This window comes from Geobacillus sp. CAMR5420 (assembly GCF_000691465.1).
Lineage (GTDB): Bacteria > Bacillota > Bacilli > Bacillales > Anoxybacillaceae > Geobacillus > Geobacillus thermoleovorans.
This window is the reverse complement of the sequence record NZ_JHUS01000030.1, coordinates 43,059-58,421: the sequence shown is the minus strand read 5'-3', so window position 1 is coordinate 58,421 and position 15,363 is coordinate 43,059. Positions and strand designations below refer to the sequence as shown.

Annotated in this window: 19 protein-coding genes and 1 pseudogene; 5 read left to right on the top strand and 15 right to left on the bottom strand. The window is 54.0% G+C overall.

Features of this window, described 5'->3' with window-relative positions:
• The first annotated feature begins 58 nt into the window (after positions 1–58).
• Positions 59–208, top strand: a complete 150-nt coding sequence (gene sspO, locus DI44_RS09735) for a small acid-soluble spore protein O (protein WP_033025147.1) — start codon at positions 59–61, stop codon at positions 206–208.
• Between the two features lie 70 nt (positions 209–278).
• Here the strand turns inward: sspO and DI44_RS09740 are convergent, their stop codons facing one another.
• The gene (locus DI44_RS09740) at positions 279–539 is read right to left on the bottom strand and encodes a hypothetical protein (RefSeq protein WP_033025146.1); all 261 of its coding nucleotides are present in this window, start codon (positions 537–539) and stop codon (positions 279–281) included.
• A gap of 125 nt (positions 540–664) precedes the next feature.
• Between DI44_RS09740 and DI44_RS09745 the strand changes: the two genes are divergently transcribed.
• Positions 665–811, top strand: a complete 147-nt coding sequence (locus tag DI44_RS09745; RefSeq protein WP_011230843.1) for a small acid-soluble spore protein P — start codon at positions 665–667, stop codon at positions 809–811.
• Positions 812–1,020: 209 nt separating this feature from the next.
• Here DI44_RS09745 and DI44_RS0117050 read toward each other — a convergent pair.
• Positions 1,021–1,158 (bottom strand): annotated as a pseudogene (locus tag DI44_RS0117050) (PTS lactose/cellobiose transporter subunit IIA); the annotation flags it as partial.
• A 39-nt stretch (positions 1,159–1,197) separates the two neighbouring features.
• Positions 1,198–1,866 carry a cell wall hydrolase gene (locus tag DI44_RS09750; RefSeq protein WP_239691247.1) on the bottom strand — a complete coding sequence of 223 codons (669 nt, stop codon included), beginning with the start codon at positions 1,864–1,866 and terminating at the stop codon, positions 1,198–1,200.
• A 270-nt stretch (positions 1,867–2,136) separates the two neighbouring features.
• Between DI44_RS09750 and DI44_RS09755 the strand changes: the two genes are divergently transcribed.
• Entirely contained in the window at positions 2,137–2,571 is a 435-nt protein-coding gene (locus tag DI44_RS09755) for a DUF2621 domain-containing protein (protein WP_011230841.1), read from the top strand.
• Positions 2,572–2,760: 189 nt separating this feature from the next.
• Here DI44_RS09755 and DI44_RS09760 read toward each other — a convergent pair whose 3' ends face one another.
• From DI44_RS09760 to DI44_RS09770, 3 genes are all read right to left on the bottom strand, one after another.
• Positions 2,761–3,234 carry a cytochrome c biogenesis protein CcdC gene (locus tag DI44_RS09760; protein ID WP_031410221.1) on the bottom strand — a complete coding sequence of 158 codons (474 nt, stop codon included), beginning with the start codon at positions 3,232–3,234 and terminating at the stop codon, positions 2,761–2,763.
• 207 nt (positions 3,235–3,441) lie between these two features.
• Positions 3,442–3,798 carry a response regulator gene (locus DI44_RS09765; RefSeq protein ID WP_033025144.1) on the bottom strand — a complete coding sequence of 119 codons (357 nt, stop codon included), beginning with the start codon at positions 3,796–3,798 and terminating at the stop codon, positions 3,442–3,444.
• A gap of 68 nt (positions 3,799–3,866) precedes the next feature.
• Entirely contained in the window at positions 3,867–4,574 is a 708-nt protein-coding gene (locus DI44_RS09770; RefSeq protein WP_033025143.1) for a cytochrome c biogenesis protein CcdA, read from the bottom strand.
• Positions 4,575–4,742: 168 nt separating this feature from the next.
• On the opposite strand from DI44_RS09770, the gene DI44_RS09775 reads away from it, so the two are divergent.
• Entirely contained in the window at positions 4,743–4,922 is a 180-nt protein-coding gene (locus tag DI44_RS09775) for an aspartyl-phosphate phosphatase Spo0E family protein (RefSeq protein WP_011230836.1), read from the top strand.
• Positions 4,923–4,979: 57 nt separating this feature from the next.
• Here DI44_RS09775 and DI44_RS09780 read toward each other — a convergent pair whose 3' ends face one another.
• The 8 genes from DI44_RS09780 to yneA all read right to left on the bottom strand — a co-directional run bounded on the left by DI44_RS09780 (position 4,980) and on the right by yneA (position 13,167).
• Positions 4,980–6,758: an ABC transporter transmembrane domain-containing protein gene (locus tag DI44_RS09780; RefSeq protein WP_033025142.1), complete on the bottom strand. Its 1,779-nt coding sequence runs from the start codon at positions 6,756–6,758 to the stop codon at positions 4,980–4,982.
• Positions 6,759–6,847: 89 nt separating this feature from the next.
• Positions 6,848–8,587, bottom strand: coding sequence for an ABC transporter transmembrane domain-containing protein (locus tag DI44_RS09785; RefSeq protein WP_033025141.1), 1,740 nt, complete (start codon positions 8,585–8,587; stop codon positions 6,848–6,850).
• 123 nt (positions 8,588–8,710) lie between these two features.
• Positions 8,711–8,923 carry a YneF family protein gene (locus DI44_RS09790; protein WP_011230833.1) on the bottom strand — a complete coding sequence of 71 codons (213 nt, stop codon included), beginning with the start codon at positions 8,921–8,923 and terminating at the stop codon, positions 8,711–8,713.
• 89 nt (positions 8,924–9,012) lie between these two features.
• On the bottom strand, positions 9,013–9,450 hold the full coding sequence (gene sirA, locus DI44_RS09795; RefSeq protein ID WP_033025137.1) for a sporulation inhibitor of replication protein SirA: 438 nt from the start codon (positions 9,448–9,450) through the stop codon (positions 9,013–9,015).
• Between the two features lie 252 nt (positions 9,451–9,702).
• Complete coding sequence (gene tkt, locus DI44_RS09800; RefSeq protein WP_033025136.1) at positions 9,703–11,709, bottom strand: transketolase; 2,007 nt, start codon at positions 11,707–11,709, stop codon at positions 9,703–9,705.
• Between the two features lie 119 nt (positions 11,710–11,828).
• The gene (locus DI44_RS09805; protein ID WP_033025135.1) at positions 11,829–12,059 is read right to left on the bottom strand and encodes a DUF896 domain-containing protein; all 231 of its coding nucleotides are present in this window, start codon (positions 12,057–12,059) and stop codon (positions 11,829–11,831) included.
• A gap of 129 nt (positions 12,060–12,188) precedes the next feature.
• The gene (locus DI44_RS09810; protein WP_033025134.1) at positions 12,189–12,842 is read right to left on the bottom strand and encodes a recombinase family protein; all 654 of its coding nucleotides are present in this window, start codon (positions 12,840–12,842) and stop codon (positions 12,189–12,191) included.
• A 19-nt stretch (positions 12,843–12,861) separates the two neighbouring features.
• Positions 12,862–13,167: a cell division suppressor protein YneA gene (gene yneA, locus DI44_RS09815; RefSeq protein WP_033025132.1), complete on the bottom strand. Its 306-nt coding sequence runs from the start codon at positions 13,165–13,167 to the stop codon at positions 12,862–12,864.
• 152 nt (positions 13,168–13,319) lie between these two features.
• Here yneA and lexA point away from each other — a divergent pair, with 152 nt between their 5' ends.
• Positions 13,320–13,943 carry a transcriptional repressor LexA gene (gene lexA, locus DI44_RS09820; protein WP_033025131.1) on the top strand — a complete coding sequence of 208 codons (624 nt, stop codon included), beginning with the start codon at positions 13,320–13,322 and terminating at the stop codon, positions 13,941–13,943.
• Between the two features lie 61 nt (positions 13,944–14,004).
• Here the strand turns inward: lexA and glnA are convergent, their stop codons facing one another.
• The gene (glnA, locus tag DI44_RS09825; RefSeq protein ID WP_033025130.1) at positions 14,005–15,339 is read right to left on the bottom strand and encodes a type I glutamate--ammonia ligase; all 1,335 of its coding nucleotides are present in this window, start codon (positions 15,337–15,339) and stop codon (positions 14,005–14,007) included.
• Positions 15,340–15,363 lie beyond the last annotated feature (24 nt).

Below are 15,363 nucleotides of genomic sequence, written 5' to 3'. Positions count from 1 at the left end.
CGGCAAAAGAGGAATAAGGCGCCCGTTTCATCGCAAACTAGAAGCGGAGGTGAAACGAATGGCGAAGCGAAAAGCAAACCACGTGATCCCTGGCATGAACGCCGCCAAAGCGCAAGGAATGGGCGCCGGATACAACGAAGAGTTTTCCAATGAACCGCTGACCGAGGAGCAGCGCCAAAACAACAAAAAACGAAAAAAGAACCAATAGCGTGGCGGCCATTTCGCCATCCCGGCCTGCCATAGCATGCAAAAAGGGAATGTCCGCCGCCGGCATTCCCTTACTCGTTTTCATTGACTTCGTCAACGATCGCCTGCAAATCGCTGCGGAATTTTTCGAGCTGCACGCGTTGTGTCTCCGAGGCAACTTCGAGCGCGTTTTCAATTTGGGCGAACGCCTCGTTTACTTCTTGCCGAAGATGGGTCAGCTGGTGGCCGTAGTCGGCTTGATCACGCACCAAGTGATCGTGCCATTCTTTCGCTTCCATCGTCGCCTTTTGCGCTGCTTGAAACGCCTCTTGCTTCGTTTTATGGTAAACCATGGCTCGTCCCTCCTTCGCAGTCATCGCGGTCGTTCACTACTTATCGTTTCAAACCGGGCGCAAATTATGCGCCGAATAAGCGAAAGCACAACGCCGCATGCTAACGGACAAAGGAGGGACAACAAATGACGAACAAAAACGACGGCAAAGATATGCGCAAAAACGCCCCAAAAGGCGACAATCCTGGGCAGCCGGAGCCGCTTGACGGTTCGAAAAAAGTGAAGAACCGCAATCACACGCGGCAAAAGCACAACACAAGCCACGATATGTGACGCAAACAAGCGGAGTTTTCCTTCTCCGTTCAGCCGAGACCGGCGGCAGCCGGGAGGGCTGAACGGCTGGTGCTATTATGTTTACATAATAAAATTATTGTAAAATCAACAAAGCGGGCGGTCGCTAGAACAGCCCGTTGCCGCCCGCCTTGGGTTCATTCCCGTTGAAGCAAATCATCCTCCCCGGGCAACAAGCCGGCCGACGGCGATTATGATTCGGCTGTTTGCCGCTTAAGCGCTTCATACAGCTCCACGAATTCAGCGGCTAAATCCTTGACCGTGATCGCCGTCATTAAATGATCTTGGGCATGCACCATCAGAAGCGTCACCACCGGCTGCCCGCCGCTATGCACAAAACAAAAGAACGAGGCCTTATTCGACCCCGTTCATCTCGTGAAGACATGGTGCCCGATGCGAATCGTCACCGGACGCGACAACATCCATTTGTCTTTTGTGATTTTCGGATTGTAGAAATAAAGCGAGCCGCGGCGATCGTTTGGGAATAAGGCTAGCGCCTTGTCGACCGCCTCGTAATCCTGCTTTGTCGGCTGAATGCGGGTCAATTTCCCCGTTTTGGCTGGTACAAACGCGTAGCCGGATTTCGTTTTTTGATAAATGACGCCGCGCACCGTCTTTGGAAACTCCGGATGCTTTGTGCGGTTTAAAACCACAAGCGCCACTTCCACCTTGCCGGCAAACGGCTCGCTCGAACCGGTCTCCGCTTGCACAAGCTGGGCGAGCAGCTTCCGGTCAGCGGCGCTTAATGAGATCGATTTCTTCTTTGCCGGCGCCGAAGCCGATCGCTTCGCCGCAGCCGGCACTTTCAGCTTTTCGCCGACATAAATAGCATCGCTTTTTAACCCGTTTAACGACTTTAACGAAGCAACCGAAGTATGATATTGTTTGGCGATCTTCGACAACGTATCGCCTTTTTTCACTTGATAGTATGTATACGAGCCAGCCGCTTCCGCCGACAGCTCATGAGAGCTTAACGCCATACAGCAAATGATCGTGAGCGCTGCAATCGTCTTTTTCACTCTGCGCATCCCCCTCATCGTTGCCTTTTGGCTTTTTTTCTTTGTTTACTAGATTAGCAGGCAAAGAAGGGAACGTCACTGTATATCTTTTCCATACAAAGCGGCCGGCGGCTTTCAATCCATTGGCGCTGTAAGGCGGGACAAGCTTTTTTACAGTTGCATTACAGTTGCGTTACGGTTCGTAACAAGCCGCCGTTTGAAACTTGCCAAACAGCAAGCTTTTCGACATAATAGTAGACGAATCTTGCCTATGGCAAAACAGTTGATCATCATGTTGGGGTGGGGATCGTGCTGACCGGATGGTTTCTTTGGTTTATTTTGCTTTGGGTCGTCTTTTTGCTTGTCATGATGTCGATCGGCGGCTTTTTCATGTTCCGCAAGTTTTTGAAGCGGCTGCCGAAAGAAGATGGGAAATCGGAGCTCGACTGGCAGGAATATTACATTGAACAGACGCGCCATTTATGGGGGGAAGAAGAAAAAGCGCTGCTTGAGGAATTGGTTCGCCCTGTGCCGGAATTGTTCCGCGACGTCGCGCGGCAAAAGATCGCCGGCAAAATCGGCGAGCTTGCGCTCAAAGAGCAGGCGCCGCGCATCACACGCGACTTGCTGATCCGCGGCTACATCATCGCAACCCCCAAGCGCGACCATAAGTTTTTAATCCGGACATTGCAGGCGAAGAACATCGATCTCGCCCCTTATAAACATTTATTGGAAAGCCGCTGACGTTCCGCCTTTCGTCTAAGGCTGGCCGGCGGCTTTCGTCTGTTTCAGCATGAAAAAAGCGGCCCAAACAAGCAGCTTTTTAGGCCGGGACCGACGACTTCAGCTCCGTCTGCGGGACAATTCCAGGGAAGCGAAGTGAAGTGGCTTGGCGCAACAAAAAAGGGAGCTGTCCATCAGCGGGACAGCTCTTTATGTTAGCACTGGCGGTTTCAGCTGCGCCGCCAGCTTTCTATACGAAACGTACATCGCAATCCGCCATGGGACGATCATCGAAAACGCGAGCAAATAAAACATGCCGCTTAACTGGCGGTAGTCGATCGTTCGTCCTAAATACGTTTTCAAGCCAAGGCGAATGACAATCAGCCCGAGCAAAATCCAAATAAAGGATTTTGAGCGTTTCAAATAAATATCGTTGCCGCGGATTTCAAATTTTGACGTTTTAATGAGAAACAGCGAGAAAAACAGGCCGAGAATGACCGCTTCGATGAGCTCCCCGCGCGTAACGCGAAAGACCGGATCGATGAACATCAGCGCCCCGGTGCTCATAAACAGCGGCGGCAAAATAATTTTTTTGGCATTCGTCGGCTTTTCCGACGCCTTCATGCGCACAAAAAAGATGAAAAACGCCATCACAACGGCGATGAGCGATGTAATGAACGCCAAAGCCATCACCTTCTTCGGACAAAATTCACGGACAACGCTATTATAGCAAAAACCGCTCCGCTTGCCTACCGTCCTCTCCAGCCGCCCCCGCCTTCGCCAAACATCGCGCTCGCTTCATCCCTCTCGCTTGCCAAGAGGAACGCAGCCAGCTGTCTTCCGGCGGTCATAAGCCGGCGCCTTCCTATGCCGTACGGAGCCGAAGCCCGCTTACAAAAGACGGGCAATCGCCTCGAGCACGCGGGTTTCTTCAAACGGCTTGACGATGAAGTCGGCCGCTCCGGCTTCAATTGCCTCAACAACCATACGCTGCTGCCCGAGCGCCGAGCAGATGATGATTTTCGCCCCCGGATCGATCTCCTTAATCGCCCGCACCGCTTCAATCCCATTCATGACCGGCATCGTAATGTCCATGATGACAAGATCGGGGCGCAGCCGGCGATACAGCTCGACCGCCTCTTTGCCGTTTTCCGCCTCACCGGCTACGGTGTGACCCTTTTTTTCCAGTATGCGCGCCAGCGTTACCCGCATAAACTTCGCATCGTCAGCAATTAAAATGGCAGCCATCTTTCCACCATCCTCTCCTCAACGATATTCCTCCAACAACAGCCGCACAAAGGGCGGCTCCATCGCCGCTAAAAGCCAGTAAATCCGCCAAACAAGCTTGTCGTATAAGCAATCAGCTTTGTCATCCAGTCAAAGTACAAAACGACGCCCATCGCCACCATGACATAGCCGCCCGCCTTCATGATGGATGCGCTATGGCGGCGGATCCATTGCAGCTTGCCGATAAAAAACGACAAAATGAAAAACGGAACGGCAAATCCGAGCGTATAAGCAAGCATATACACCATTCCTGAGCCCGGGTTGGTGGCGGCTAGAGCGACAACCGCCACCAAAATCGGCCCCATGCACGGCGTCCAACCGGCGGCGAATGCCATGCCGATCAGCACGGAGCCGACATATCCCGGTGGCCGTTCACGAAACGAAATGCGCCGGTCTTTCAGCAAAAACGCCGGCTTCCACAGCCCGGCGACGACGAGGCCGAGAGCGACGATCACGACCGCGCCGATTTGCCGGATCGCATCTTGATAATCAACAAACAGCCTTCCAAGCAGCGAGGTGCCAAAGCCAAGCGAGATAAAAATGAGCGAGAAGCCGAGCAAAAAGCAAAGCGTATGCCATAAGCTGCGGCGGTTGAGCATGGCGTTTTCCTCTTTCAGCTCGCTGACCGACACGCCGGTGATATACGATAAAAACGCCGGATAAAGCGGCAAGCAGCACGGGGAAATAAACGACAAAAACCCGGCGCCGAACGCTAAAAATAGATTGAGATCATTCATTGGTGAACCAGCCCCTGCTTTTTTACTTTTTATTTTAGCAGAATTCCTTCTTCCCGTAACGTGTTTCTCATTGTTCCTGGTCAATTTTTCTATTTTCCATTTTTGCGTTCACTGATAAAATAGTATAAAGCACCATACACAATACTTCAAGCAAAGGACGGTCGATTCGTGCCGAAATGCAAATTGTTGACCTTGATTGAACAAAAGCGGATGGAGCTTGTCGACACGGTGGCCAAAACAGGGTTAAACTCGGCGGCGGCCATGAAAATCAGCAAAGAACTTGACACGTTGCTCAACGCCTATCAACGCGAACAAACCAAGCGGCGAAAGCAAAGCGCCTCCCGCTAGACGGGACAGGGCGCTTTCTTCTTTTTGTTCCAAGCAGGGGCGGCAAAACGCCGCCATTTACGCATGGGCGTCGACAAGGCCGTTTTGCAGCAAGTACATTTGGTAGTAAAGCCCTTTTTGCGCCAGCAGTTGCTGATGCGTGCCGCGCTCGATGATTTCGCCGCGGTGGAGGACGAAAATTTGATCGGCGTCTTGGATCGTCGATAGGCGGTGGGCGATGGCGATTGTTGTCCGCCCTTTCCGCATGCGCATGAGCGCATCTTGAATCGCTTCCTCTGTTTCGGTGTCAATATAGGCGGTCGCCTCATCGAGCACCAAAATTTTCGGATCAGCAGCGATCGTGCGGGCAAAGGAAAGAAGCTGGCGCTGACCGCTTGATAACGTCGCCCCGCGCTCGGCGAGCACATGGTCGTAGCCGCCGGGCAATTGCTCAATAAACGCATCGGCCTGCACGAGCCGGGCGGCCTCCTTAATGGCTTCGTCGTCCAATTCCTGATTATACATGCGAATGTTCTCTTTGACCGTCCCGTAAAACAAAAACGGATCTTGCAAGACAAGGCCGAGGCGGCGGCGCAGCTCAGCGCGCGAGTAATCGCGGATCGACCGGCCGTCAAGCAAAATATTGCCGCGGTCAAACTCATAAAAGCGCATGAGCAAGTTGATGATCGAACTTTTGCCGCTGCCGGTATGGCCGACAAACGCGACCGTCTGCCCTGGACGGATGACAAACGACAGCCGTTTCAGCACATCCCGTTTGCCGTCGTAGGAAAAGCTGACATCACGAAATTCGATTTCCCCGCGCTCGATCACATGCGGCGACCAATCTGGATTGACCGGCTCCTCTTCTTGATGATCAAGAAGGGCGAACACGCGAGAGGCGGAAACGATCGCCTGCTGGTAAAGAGACAGGCGCATCATCATTTGCGTCACCGGTTCGAAAAAGCGCTCCAAATAGTTGACAAACGCGTACAGCACGCCGATCTCAACTGGGCTGTCAAGCGCCGTGATGCCAAAAAAGCTGAGCACGACCATGATCGACAACATATACACCATATCGATCGCCGGCCGAAGCAGCAGTCCATCGAGGCGGATGTTTTTCATCCCCGCCTTGTAATGCGCTTCATTGACGGCGGCAAACTCTTGATATAAACGGCGCTGCTGGCGGAACGCTTGAATGACGGCCATCCCTTGCAGCGATTCGTTCAATTTGGCGTTCAGTTCGCTCAGCCGTTCGCGCATCTCTTGATAAAACACCGAGCTGTAGCGGCGGTACGTGTGCATGATGAACGCGATAGCCGGGAGGATGAACAGGCAAAACAACGCAAGCTTGGCGTCAAGCGAAAACATGGCGACAAACACGCCGATGACAAACAAGCCGTTTTGCACAAAGGCCGCTAGGACGCTGATGAACATGTCCTTGATCGCTTCCGTATCGTTCGTCACCCGCGAAACGATGCTTCCGCCCGGCGTCCGGTCAAAATAGCTCATCCCGAGCCGGTGCACTTTCGCAAACACATCCATCCGCAACGCTTGAATGACGTGCAAAGCGAGCCGCTGAAACTCAACAAGCTGGAAGTAGGAAATGATCGTTTTCAAGATGAGCACGCCGAGATAGGCGGCGGCCAGCGCCGCCACCGGTCCAAAAGCAAGGCGGCCCGGCACCAAATAGTCGTCAATGAACACTTTCACCAAATACGGGCCGGAAAGCTCCCCGGCCGCTGCCAACAGAAGAAGCGTAAACGCAAGCGCAGTTTCTTTTTTGTATCTTCCCATATAAGCGAGCAGCCGCCATAAGACGCGCCGCTGCTCTTTTGTTGTCAACCATCGGTCGTTCATCCGCTTCCCCCTATCTCACAAACAACTTGTATTTTCAGGCTTTTCGCTCCGCTCGTTTTTGGCTAGAGCTCGAACGTTCAGGCCTGTTGTCACTCCGCAAGCTCCTCAAGCTGCTGGCGTCGGTGCATGTCACGATACCAGCCGTCTTCTGCCATCAGCTGCTCGTGCGTTCCGGCCTGCACGATTCGCCCCCCGTCAAGGACGAGAATCCAATCGGCATGCTCAACCGCGCTTAAACGATGAGCGGCGATGATCGTCGTTTTTCCGCGCCGCTCCTGTTTGAGCGCCGTTAAAATCCGCGCCTCGGTCTTCGCATCCACGGCCGACAACGCGTCATCAAAAATGAGCACTTCCGGGTCAATGAGAAGCGCCCGGGCGATTGACAGCCGCTGTTTTTGCCCACCGGATAGGGAAACGCCGCGCTCGCCGATGACCGTCTCATACCCGTCGGGAAACTGCAAAATGTCATCATGAATGTCGGCCAGCCGCGCCGCCCGGACGACCTCGTCCTCTCCGGCTTCCGGCTTAGCAAAGGCGATGTTGTCGCGGACAGAGGCAGAAAACAAGAAATGGTCTTGCGGCACGTAGCCGATCGCCGAACGGAGCGCGAAAAGCGTATAATCGCGGATGTCGCGGCCGCCGAAGCGAATCTCGCCGTCATAGCCGTCAAACTCGCGCAGCAGCAGGCGAAGCAGCGTCGTTTTTCCCGCCCCCGTTTTGCCGACGACGCCAAGCGTCGCCCCGCGCTTGAGCTGAAAACGAATGTCCCGAAGCGCCGGCTTCGCCTCCCCCGGATAGGCAAATTGACGAACATCATACTCAATGTCGCCTTGCGGAGCGATGTGAAGGGCATCGGGACGTTCGTTGATTTCATCTTGTTCAGCCAACAGCGCCCGCACCCGGTCGTACGAAGCGCGCCCTCGCTCAACAATGTTAAACAGCCAGCCGAACGCCAACATCGGCCAAATGAGCAGGCCAAGGTAGGTCGTAAACGACACAAGCTCGCCGATCGTCAATTCGCCGGCCAGAACCATTTGGCTGCCAAACGCCACAGCGAGAAAAAACGACAGCCCAACAAGCAGCCCGATCGTCGGATCAAACAAGGCGTCAATTTTGGCGACGGCAACGTTTTTCGCCACGACGTCTTCCGATTGGCGGCGAAACGCCTCGACATCGTGTTCCTCATAGCCAAACGCCTTGATGACGCGGATGCCGCTGATGCTTTCCTGCACCTTGTCGTTCAACGATGAAAACGCCTCTTGCGCCGTTAAAAACCGACGATGGAGCATCGTTCCATAGCGGCTCGTCGCCGCCGCCATCACTGGCATCGGCAATAGGCTGATGAGCGTCAGCTTCCAGCTGATCGAAAACGCCATCGTTGCCAACACGAACCCGCCAAGCGTCACCGAGTCAACAAGCGTCAAAATGCCGCTTCCGGCCGTCTGCTGAATCGCCTGCAAATCGTTCGTCGCATGGGCCATTAAATCGCCGATCCGCTTCCGTTGGTAAAACGACGGCGACATGTTCGTAAAATGTTGATACAGCTCGTTGCGCAGCTGGCGGGCAAGCTTGACCGCCGAACCGAAAATGAAAATGCGCCAAGCGTAGCGGAGCCCGTAAAGCGCCGCCGCAACGGCGGCGAGGACGGCGATCCAGCGGATGAGCACCTCTTTTGTCATCGTTCCGTTTTTCATATGATCGACCAACAAGCCGATCACCTTCGGCGGGACCGTCTCTAAAAACGCAACGAGGACAAGCACGAAAATGCCGGTGATATACGCCTTCTTTTCTTGGCGAAAAAACCAAAACAAATCGCGAAACACGCGCACGCGCTCCACCTCCTTTCGTTTGGCTGACGAACAATCGCCATATTATTGTAACAAAACTAGAAAAATTTTGAAAGAACATTTTTGCAAAATAAAAAGACACTCTCGATCGAGTGTCTGTTGCGCTTATTTCAGCTGATTGTTCATCATTTTCATCATCTGATTGATTTTCTTCTGCGACGGAGTCATCCCCATTTGCATCATCATCATGCGAATCATTTGTTCATTGATCGGCGGGTTTTTCTTCAAATAATTGATCATCGTTTTGCGGGCGACGAAAAATCCGATCGCCACCCCGGCGATGAGCGCCAGCACGCCAACGAGAATCGTACCCCACATAACAGCGATTTTCCTCCTTCTTGTTGTCTCCCTAACAGTGTACTAAACGATGCGTCATTAGACAATATTTCGCGACAAAAATCTTTTCATTACGCAAATTTTCTTCCTTGCGCAGGCGCAGACAGCCAGTAGTAATCGGCAAAATCAGCGTCGACTGCCAAAAACGTCGGCGCCAACCGGGAGAGCGCTCGCCCGATGTCCGCGGCAAGCGGCGCGCTGTCGGCGACAAGAAGCAAGCGGCGCTTTTGCACGACAAGCAACGCTTCCTCACCGGCGTCGTTTTGCAAAACAAACATATTGCGCTCCAAATTTTTGCCGACGCGGCCGGCAAAATATTGCTTTAAGCCGAGTTCCAGGCGCGAAAATGACAGCCGTTCGGTGATAAATTCGACTTGCTTGCGGCAAATCGCCTTCAGCGGCGCTTTCGCGTATTGATGCTCACGAAGCAGTTCGACAATTTTTTCTGCCCGATGGCGGTAATGCGACGCCACATCGTCATTCAACAAATAAATCCAATAGCGGACCATGCCCCATCCCCCATTTCTGTTCATCTATTTTCTATTATAGAAAAGGAAAGGGGAAAAATATGTCTATTAACGGCAAGTTTTTTCACTAACATTGTCGATTTTTGTTTGCGGTGGCCATGCCGCCGCAAACAGGCCAACATGTCATAAACAAGCCTTTGCCCTCGATCCAACCCCGAAAATGCTTGACCAATGCGCAGCCATCTTTCACAAAAACAAGCTGCCCCTGCAACAACGCAAGGACAGCTTTCCCGGTTACTTGCCGAGCAGCGCTTTTGTGCGGCGGACGACGTTGTCAACCGTAAAGCCATACTCGGCCATGATTTTCTCTCCCGGAGCGGAAGCACCGAATCGGTCGATGGCCAAAATGTCGCCCTCGGCGCCGACGTAGCGCTCCCAACCGAGCGACGCGCCCATTTCAATGGCGAGCCGCTTCGTCACGGCCGGTGGAAGCACTTCATCGCGGTACGATTTTGGCTGCGCTTCGAAGCGGTCCCACGATGGCATGCTGATGACAGAGACATGGATGCCCTCAACGGCGAGCGCTTCTTGCGCTTTTACGGCCAGGCCGACTTCCGAGCCGGTCGCCAACAATAGCGCCTCCGGAGTGCCGTTTTTCGCCGGTGAAACGACGTACGCACCTTTTTTCACGCCTTCATACGCCAACTCAGCTGTTGTCGCCAATGTCGGCACATCTTGACGCGTCAAGACGAGGGCGGTCGGCTTGTCCGTCGATTCGAGCGCCATCCGCCACGCTGCCGCCGTTTCGTTCGCGTCAGCCGGACGGATGACCGACAAGTTCGGCATCGCCCGAAGCGAAGCGAGATGTTCGATCGGTTCGTGCGTCGGTCCGTCTTCGCCGACGGCGATGCTGTCGTGCGTCAAGACGTAGATGACCGGCAAGCCCATCAGCGCTGCCAAGCGGATCGCCGGACGCAAATAGTCGGAGAACACGAAGAACGTGCCGCCGAACACTTTCAACCCGCCGTGAAGCGCCATGCCGTTCAATGCCGCTCCCATGGCAAACTCGCGCACGCCAAACCAAATGTTGCGCCCTTCGTAGCTGTTCGGCAGGAAGTTGCCGCCGCCTTTGATGAGCGTTTTGTTCGAGCTTGCCAAGTCCGCCGAACCGCCGATAAACTGCGGCACCGTTTTGGCGATGGCGTTGATCACTTCCCCGGACGATGAGCGAGTCGCCAGGCTTTTGCCCGCTTCGTACACCGGCAGCGCCGTCTCCCAGCCATCCGGAAGCTTCCCTTCAATCGCCCGCTTCAGCTCGGCAGCCAGCTCCGGATGCGCCTGCTCATAAGCGTCGAACAGTTCATTCCATTCCGCTTCTTTTTTCGCCCCCGGCTCTTGCACCTTTTCCCGGAAATGGGCGTATACTTCTTCCGGTACATAAAAATCTTCGGCAAACGTCCAGCGGTACGCTTCCTTCGTCAGCTTCGCCTCTTCCGCGCCGAGCGGAGCGCCATGGACGCCGGACGTGCCCGCTTTATTTGGCGCGCCGTAGCCAATCGTCGTTTTTACTTCAATGAGCGTCGGCCGGCTGAGGTCCGCCCGCGCCTCCTCGAGCGCTTTGGCGATTTCTTCAATATTGTTGCCGTCCTCAACGCGCAAATATTGCCAGCCGTACGCTTGGAAACGTTGGGCGACGTTTTCCGAGAACGACAAGTTGAGCTCCCCGTCTAGCGAAATGTCGTTCGAGTCATACAGGACGATCAGGCGGCCCAACTTTAAGTGGCCGGCGAGTGACGCGGCTTCGCTCGCCACTCCTTCCATCAAATCGCCGTCGCCGCAAATGGCGTACGTATAATGGTTGATGATCTCAAACCCGTCGCGGTTGTATGTAGCGGCCAAATGCCGTTCCGCCATCGCCATGCCGACCGCCATCGCAATCCCTTGGCCGAGCGGTCCGGTCGTCGCTTCCACGCCCGGCGTATGGCCGTATTCCGGATGGCCCGGCGTTTTGCTTCCCCATTGACGGAATTGTTTCAAGTCGTCCATCGATACATCATATCCGCTTAAATGAAGCAAGCTGTACAATAACATCGACCCGTGCCCGGCTGACAAGACAAACCGATCGCGGTTGAACCAACCTGGATTTGCCGGATTATGGTTCATAAATTTCGTCCAAAGCGTGTACGCCATCGGCGCCGCGCCCATCGGCATGCCCGGATGTCCGGATTTGGCCTTTTCGATCGCGTCAATCGACAGCGTTCGAATCGTCGTAATCGCCAACTCCTCGATTGAATGCGCCATCGTCTTCCTCCTTTTCATCAACATGGTGTCATTTACTATCATATAGAAAATCGGCTTCCTTGTACAACGTTTATTTTCTCCTTCAGGACAAACGAGGCGCCGTCTCTTTTTTTCGCGACTTAATGGAAGCGCCGCCGCTGGCTTTCCTTTAATTTTTTCGGCGTCACGTCGTTGCCGTTCGGGTCGATGATCGTCACCGTATGGAGCATATCGGTCATCGCTTTGCGGAACGCTTGAATGTACTCGCGGCGCAGCTTCGCCTGCTCGAGCGTCTCTTCGGCCGACAAGCCGGACGTTTTCGCTTTTTTCGCCAGTTCGTTGATGCGGGCTAATTTATGTTTGGCAATCATTGATCATCTTCTCCTATCTGCCATATTCTCACTCTGTTTTATCTTATCTGATCAACCGGGAAGATGGCAACGATGGCATCTTGGCTTCCTTTGCCCGCTCGCCGCTTTAGGGCCAGGAGCGGCACACAATCAACGCCGCCTTTGTTGCTCGTCCATATATTCCTGGTAACGGCGATGGACGGTCGCCTTGGACGCCTCGTAGCCAAAGCTTCGCAGCGTCGCGGCGATATCAGCAAACGTCAGTCCGCGCTCGCGCAAGCGGACGATCTCCTCAACCGGCAGATCGATTCGGTCACGCCCGGCGTTTTCGCCCTGGCGCCTTAGGTTCCGCTCCGGGCGGTAGCCGCGGGCGATGGCCCGCTGCATACCGCGCTTAATTTTGGCGTTATGTATTTTCCTTTGGTACTCCTCGACAATAGCGATGATGGATAACACCATCTCATCGGCCTCCGACAGCGGCATCTCCCCGCGGTGGCTGGCGCTGTATATTTTCACCCCTTGCTTTTTCAAGCAATGCAGCACCGCCATGCGCGCATGGCCGCGCCCAAGCCGCGTTTCATCTTGAATGAGCAGCACATCGACCTCGCCTTCCTCGCAAAGCGAAAGCAGCTTCAACACGCCGTCGCGGTCGGCTTCGTAACCGCTCGCTTGCTCGGCGATCACTTTAACGACTTCAAATCCACACTCGGCCGCCAGCCGTTCGAGCTCATCTCGTTGCCTCGCGAGCGACGTCTCCTGCTCGGCTTTGTCCGTACTGACACGGCAGTAAATGACCGCCCTCATGGCCCATCCCTTCTTTCCATCACTGATTGACGGCCACCGAGCCGCCCTGCTTTGATTTTAACACAGGAATGATGATCCGTTCACCGGCGGTAAGGCGCGGGCTCGGCAAATGATTGACATCGATGACCCAGCGGATGAACTCATCAGGCGGCATATGGTGCTCCTGCTCGTACTGTTTTGCCAGCCCCCAAAGCGTATCGCCGGGAGCGACCGTAATCGCCACGTATTCTTTTTTGTCGACCGGGCTGCTGGCGTAAACGAACCCTGCCAGCACGAGCGCAAACAAAAAGGAGAACAGAAAGTGATGAAGCAACGTTTTCCCCATTTCCCCCCACCCTTTCTAGAATGTTCGTTCGCTTTCCTTCATTATAGCCAGGAACATTTGTTTGTGTCAATAAAAAACTCGAACTTACGTTTGTTTTTTCATCTTCCTCATGGTATAATGAAGACAAATGATGTGGCGAGAGGTGTGAAACAATGACGAAACTGTCGAAACGGCAACAACAAATTTTAGAATTTATTAAGCAGGAAGTAAAAACGAAGGGCTATCCTCCGTCGGTGCGGGAAATTGGGGAAGCGGTGGGACTGGCGTCAAGTTCGACCGTCCACGGGCATTTAGCGCGCCTAGAAAGCAAAGGGTACATCCGCCGCGACCCGACGAAGCCGCGTGCCATTGAAATTTTGGACAACGATATGGCCAAGGAGAAAGAAAAAGAGGAGATCATCTCGGTGCCGATCATCGGCAAGGTGACGGCCGGCCAACCGATTACAGCGGTGGAAAACATCGAAGGCTACTTTCCGCTGCCGAAGCGGCTCGCCGCTGGCGAGGAGCAGCTGTTTATGCTTGAAGTGATGGGCGACAGCATGATCGAAGCCGGCATTCTCGACGGCGACTACGTCATCGTCCGCCAGCAGTCATCAGCCAACAACGGCGACATCGTCGTCGCCATGACGGAAGACAACGAGGCGACGGTGAAGCGGTTTTTCAAAGAAAAAGACTACATCCGCCTGCAGCCGGAAAACGCTCATCTTGAGCCGATCATCGTCCGCGACTGCACGATTCTCGGCAAAGTGATCGGCGTCTACCGCCTGTTCGACTGACCCGTGCCGGACTGCGCCCATAAAAAAGCTGCCCCGAAAAACGGGGCAGCTTTTTTATGAATCAGTAGAGTTCCATATATTGATCTAATTCCCATTGATGAACCGCCGTCCGGTACATATCCCACTCGATTTCTTTCGCCTCAACGAAATGCTCGAATAAATGTTTGCCGAGCGCTTGGATCATCACTTCATCGGACTTCAAGTTTTCCAGCGCTTCATGCAGCGTTGCCGGCAAATCGACAATGCCTTCTTCGAGCCGTTCTTCTTTCGTCATGACGTAAATGTTTCGGTCCACTGGTGCCGGAGGAGTGAGCTTGTTGCGAATGCCATCAAGCCCAGCGGCTAAAAGCACCGCCATGGCCAAGTATGGGTTGGCCGACGGGTCGACGCTGCGCACCTCAATGCGCGTGCTCATGCCGCGTGAAGCCGGGATGCGGATGAGCGGGCTGCGGTTGCGCGCCGACCAGGCGACATAGCACGGCGCTTCATAACCCGGGACAAGGCGTTTGTACGAGTTGACCGTCGGATTCGTCACCGCCGTAAAGTTCGGCGCATGCTTCAGCACGCCGGCGATAAACTGCCGCGCCGTATCGCTCAACTGCAAATCGCCGTTCGGATCGAAAAAGGCGTTTTCGCCGTTGCGGAACAGCGACAGGTTGCAGTGCATCCCTGAACCGTTAATCCCAAAAATCGGCTTTGGCATAAAGGTCGCATGCAATCCGTGTTTGCGGGCGATCGTTTTAACGACGAGCTTAAACGTTTGAATGTCGTCGCACGCTTTTACGGCATCGGCGTATTTAAAATCGATCTCATGCTGACCCGGGGCGACTTCATGGTGGGACGCTTCGATTTCAAACCCCATTTCCTCAAGCTCGAGCACAATGTCGCGCCGGCAGTTTTCCCCGAGGTCCGTCGGCGCCAAATCGAAATAGCCGCCGCGATCATTCAGCTCCATCGTCGGGTGCCCTTTTTCGTCAAGCTTGAAGAGGAAGAATTCCGGCTCAGCCCCTAAGTTAAAGGCGTTGAAGCCGAACGCTTCCATCTCTTTCAACATCCGCTTCAAGTTGTAGCGCGGGCAGCCTTCAAACGGCGTGCCGTCCGGGTTGTAAATGTCGCAGATAAAGCGGGCGACTTTTCCTTTTTCCGATGTCCACGGGAAAATGACGAACGTATCCAAATCCGGATACAAATACATATCCGACTCTTCGATGCGGACAAATCCTTCGATCGACGACCCGTCAAACATCATTTTGTTGTTAAGTGCTTTCTCTAACTGGCTGATGGGAATTTCGACGTTTTTGATCGTGCCCAAAATATCAGTGAATTGCAGGCGGATGTACTTGACATTTTCCTCTTTGACGATGTGTAGAATGTCGTCACGCGTATATTTTGCCATGTCTAAACTCCTCCCCGGCTCGGA

What these genes read in the sequence shown, in the direction of transcription:
- yneA (WP_033025132.1), bottom strand. Translation starts at nt 13,167, where the DNA reads ATGGGGAAAACGTTGCTTCATCACTTTCTGTTCTCCTTTTTGTTTGCG.
- DI44_RS09765 (WP_033025144.1), bottom strand. Translation starts at nt 3,798, where the DNA reads ATGGCTGCCATTTTAATTGCTGACGATGCGAAGTTTATGCGGGTAACG.
- lexA (WP_033025131.1), top strand. Translation starts at nt 13,320, where the DNA reads ATGACGAAACTGTCGAAACGGCAACAACAAATTTTAGAATTTATTAAG.
- tkt (WP_033025136.1), bottom strand. Translation starts at nt 11,709, where the DNA reads ATGGCGCATTCAATCGAGGAGTTGGCGATTACGACGATTCGAACGCTG.
- sirA (WP_033025137.1), bottom strand. Translation starts at nt 9,450, where the DNA reads ATGGTCCGCTATTGGATTTATTTGTTGAATGACGATGTGGCGTCGCAT.
- sspO (WP_033025147.1), top strand. Translation starts at nt 59, where the DNA reads ATGGCGAAGCGAAAAGCAAACCACGTGATCCCTGGCATGAACGCCGCC.
- DI44_RS09770 (WP_033025143.1), bottom strand. Translation starts at nt 4,574, where the DNA reads ATGAATGATCTCAATCTATTTTTAGCGTTCGGCGCCGGGTTTTTGTCG.
- DI44_RS09740 (WP_033025146.1), bottom strand. Translation starts at nt 539, where the DNA reads ATGGTTTACCATAAAACGAAGCAAGAGGCGTTTCAAGCAGCGCAAAAG.
- glnA (WP_033025130.1), bottom strand. Translation starts at nt 15,339, where the DNA reads ATGGCAAAATATACGCGTGACGACATTCTACACATCGTCAAAGAGGAA.
- DI44_RS09810 (WP_033025134.1), bottom strand. Translation starts at nt 12,842, where the DNA reads ATGAGGGCGGTCATTTACTGCCGTGTCAGTACGGACAAAGCCGAGCAG.
- DI44_RS09780 (WP_033025142.1), bottom strand. Translation starts at nt 6,758, where the DNA reads ATGAACGACCGATGGTTGACAACAAAAGAGCAGCGGCGCGTCTTATGG.
- DI44_RS09745 (WP_011230843.1), top strand. Translation starts at nt 665, where the DNA reads ATGACGAACAAAAACGACGGCAAAGATATGCGCAAAAACGCCCCAAAA.
- DI44_RS09805 (WP_033025135.1), bottom strand. Translation starts at nt 12,059, where the DNA reads ATGATTGCCAAACATAAATTAGCCCGCATCAACGAACTGGCGAAAAAA.
- DI44_RS09790 (WP_011230833.1), bottom strand. Translation starts at nt 8,923, where the DNA reads ATGTGGGGTACGATTCTCGTTGGCGTGCTGGCGCTCATCGCCGGGGTG.
- DI44_RS09750 (WP_239691247.1), bottom strand. Translation starts at nt 1,866, where the DNA reads ATGAGGGGGATGCGCAGAGTGAAAAAGACGATTGCAGCGCTCACGATC.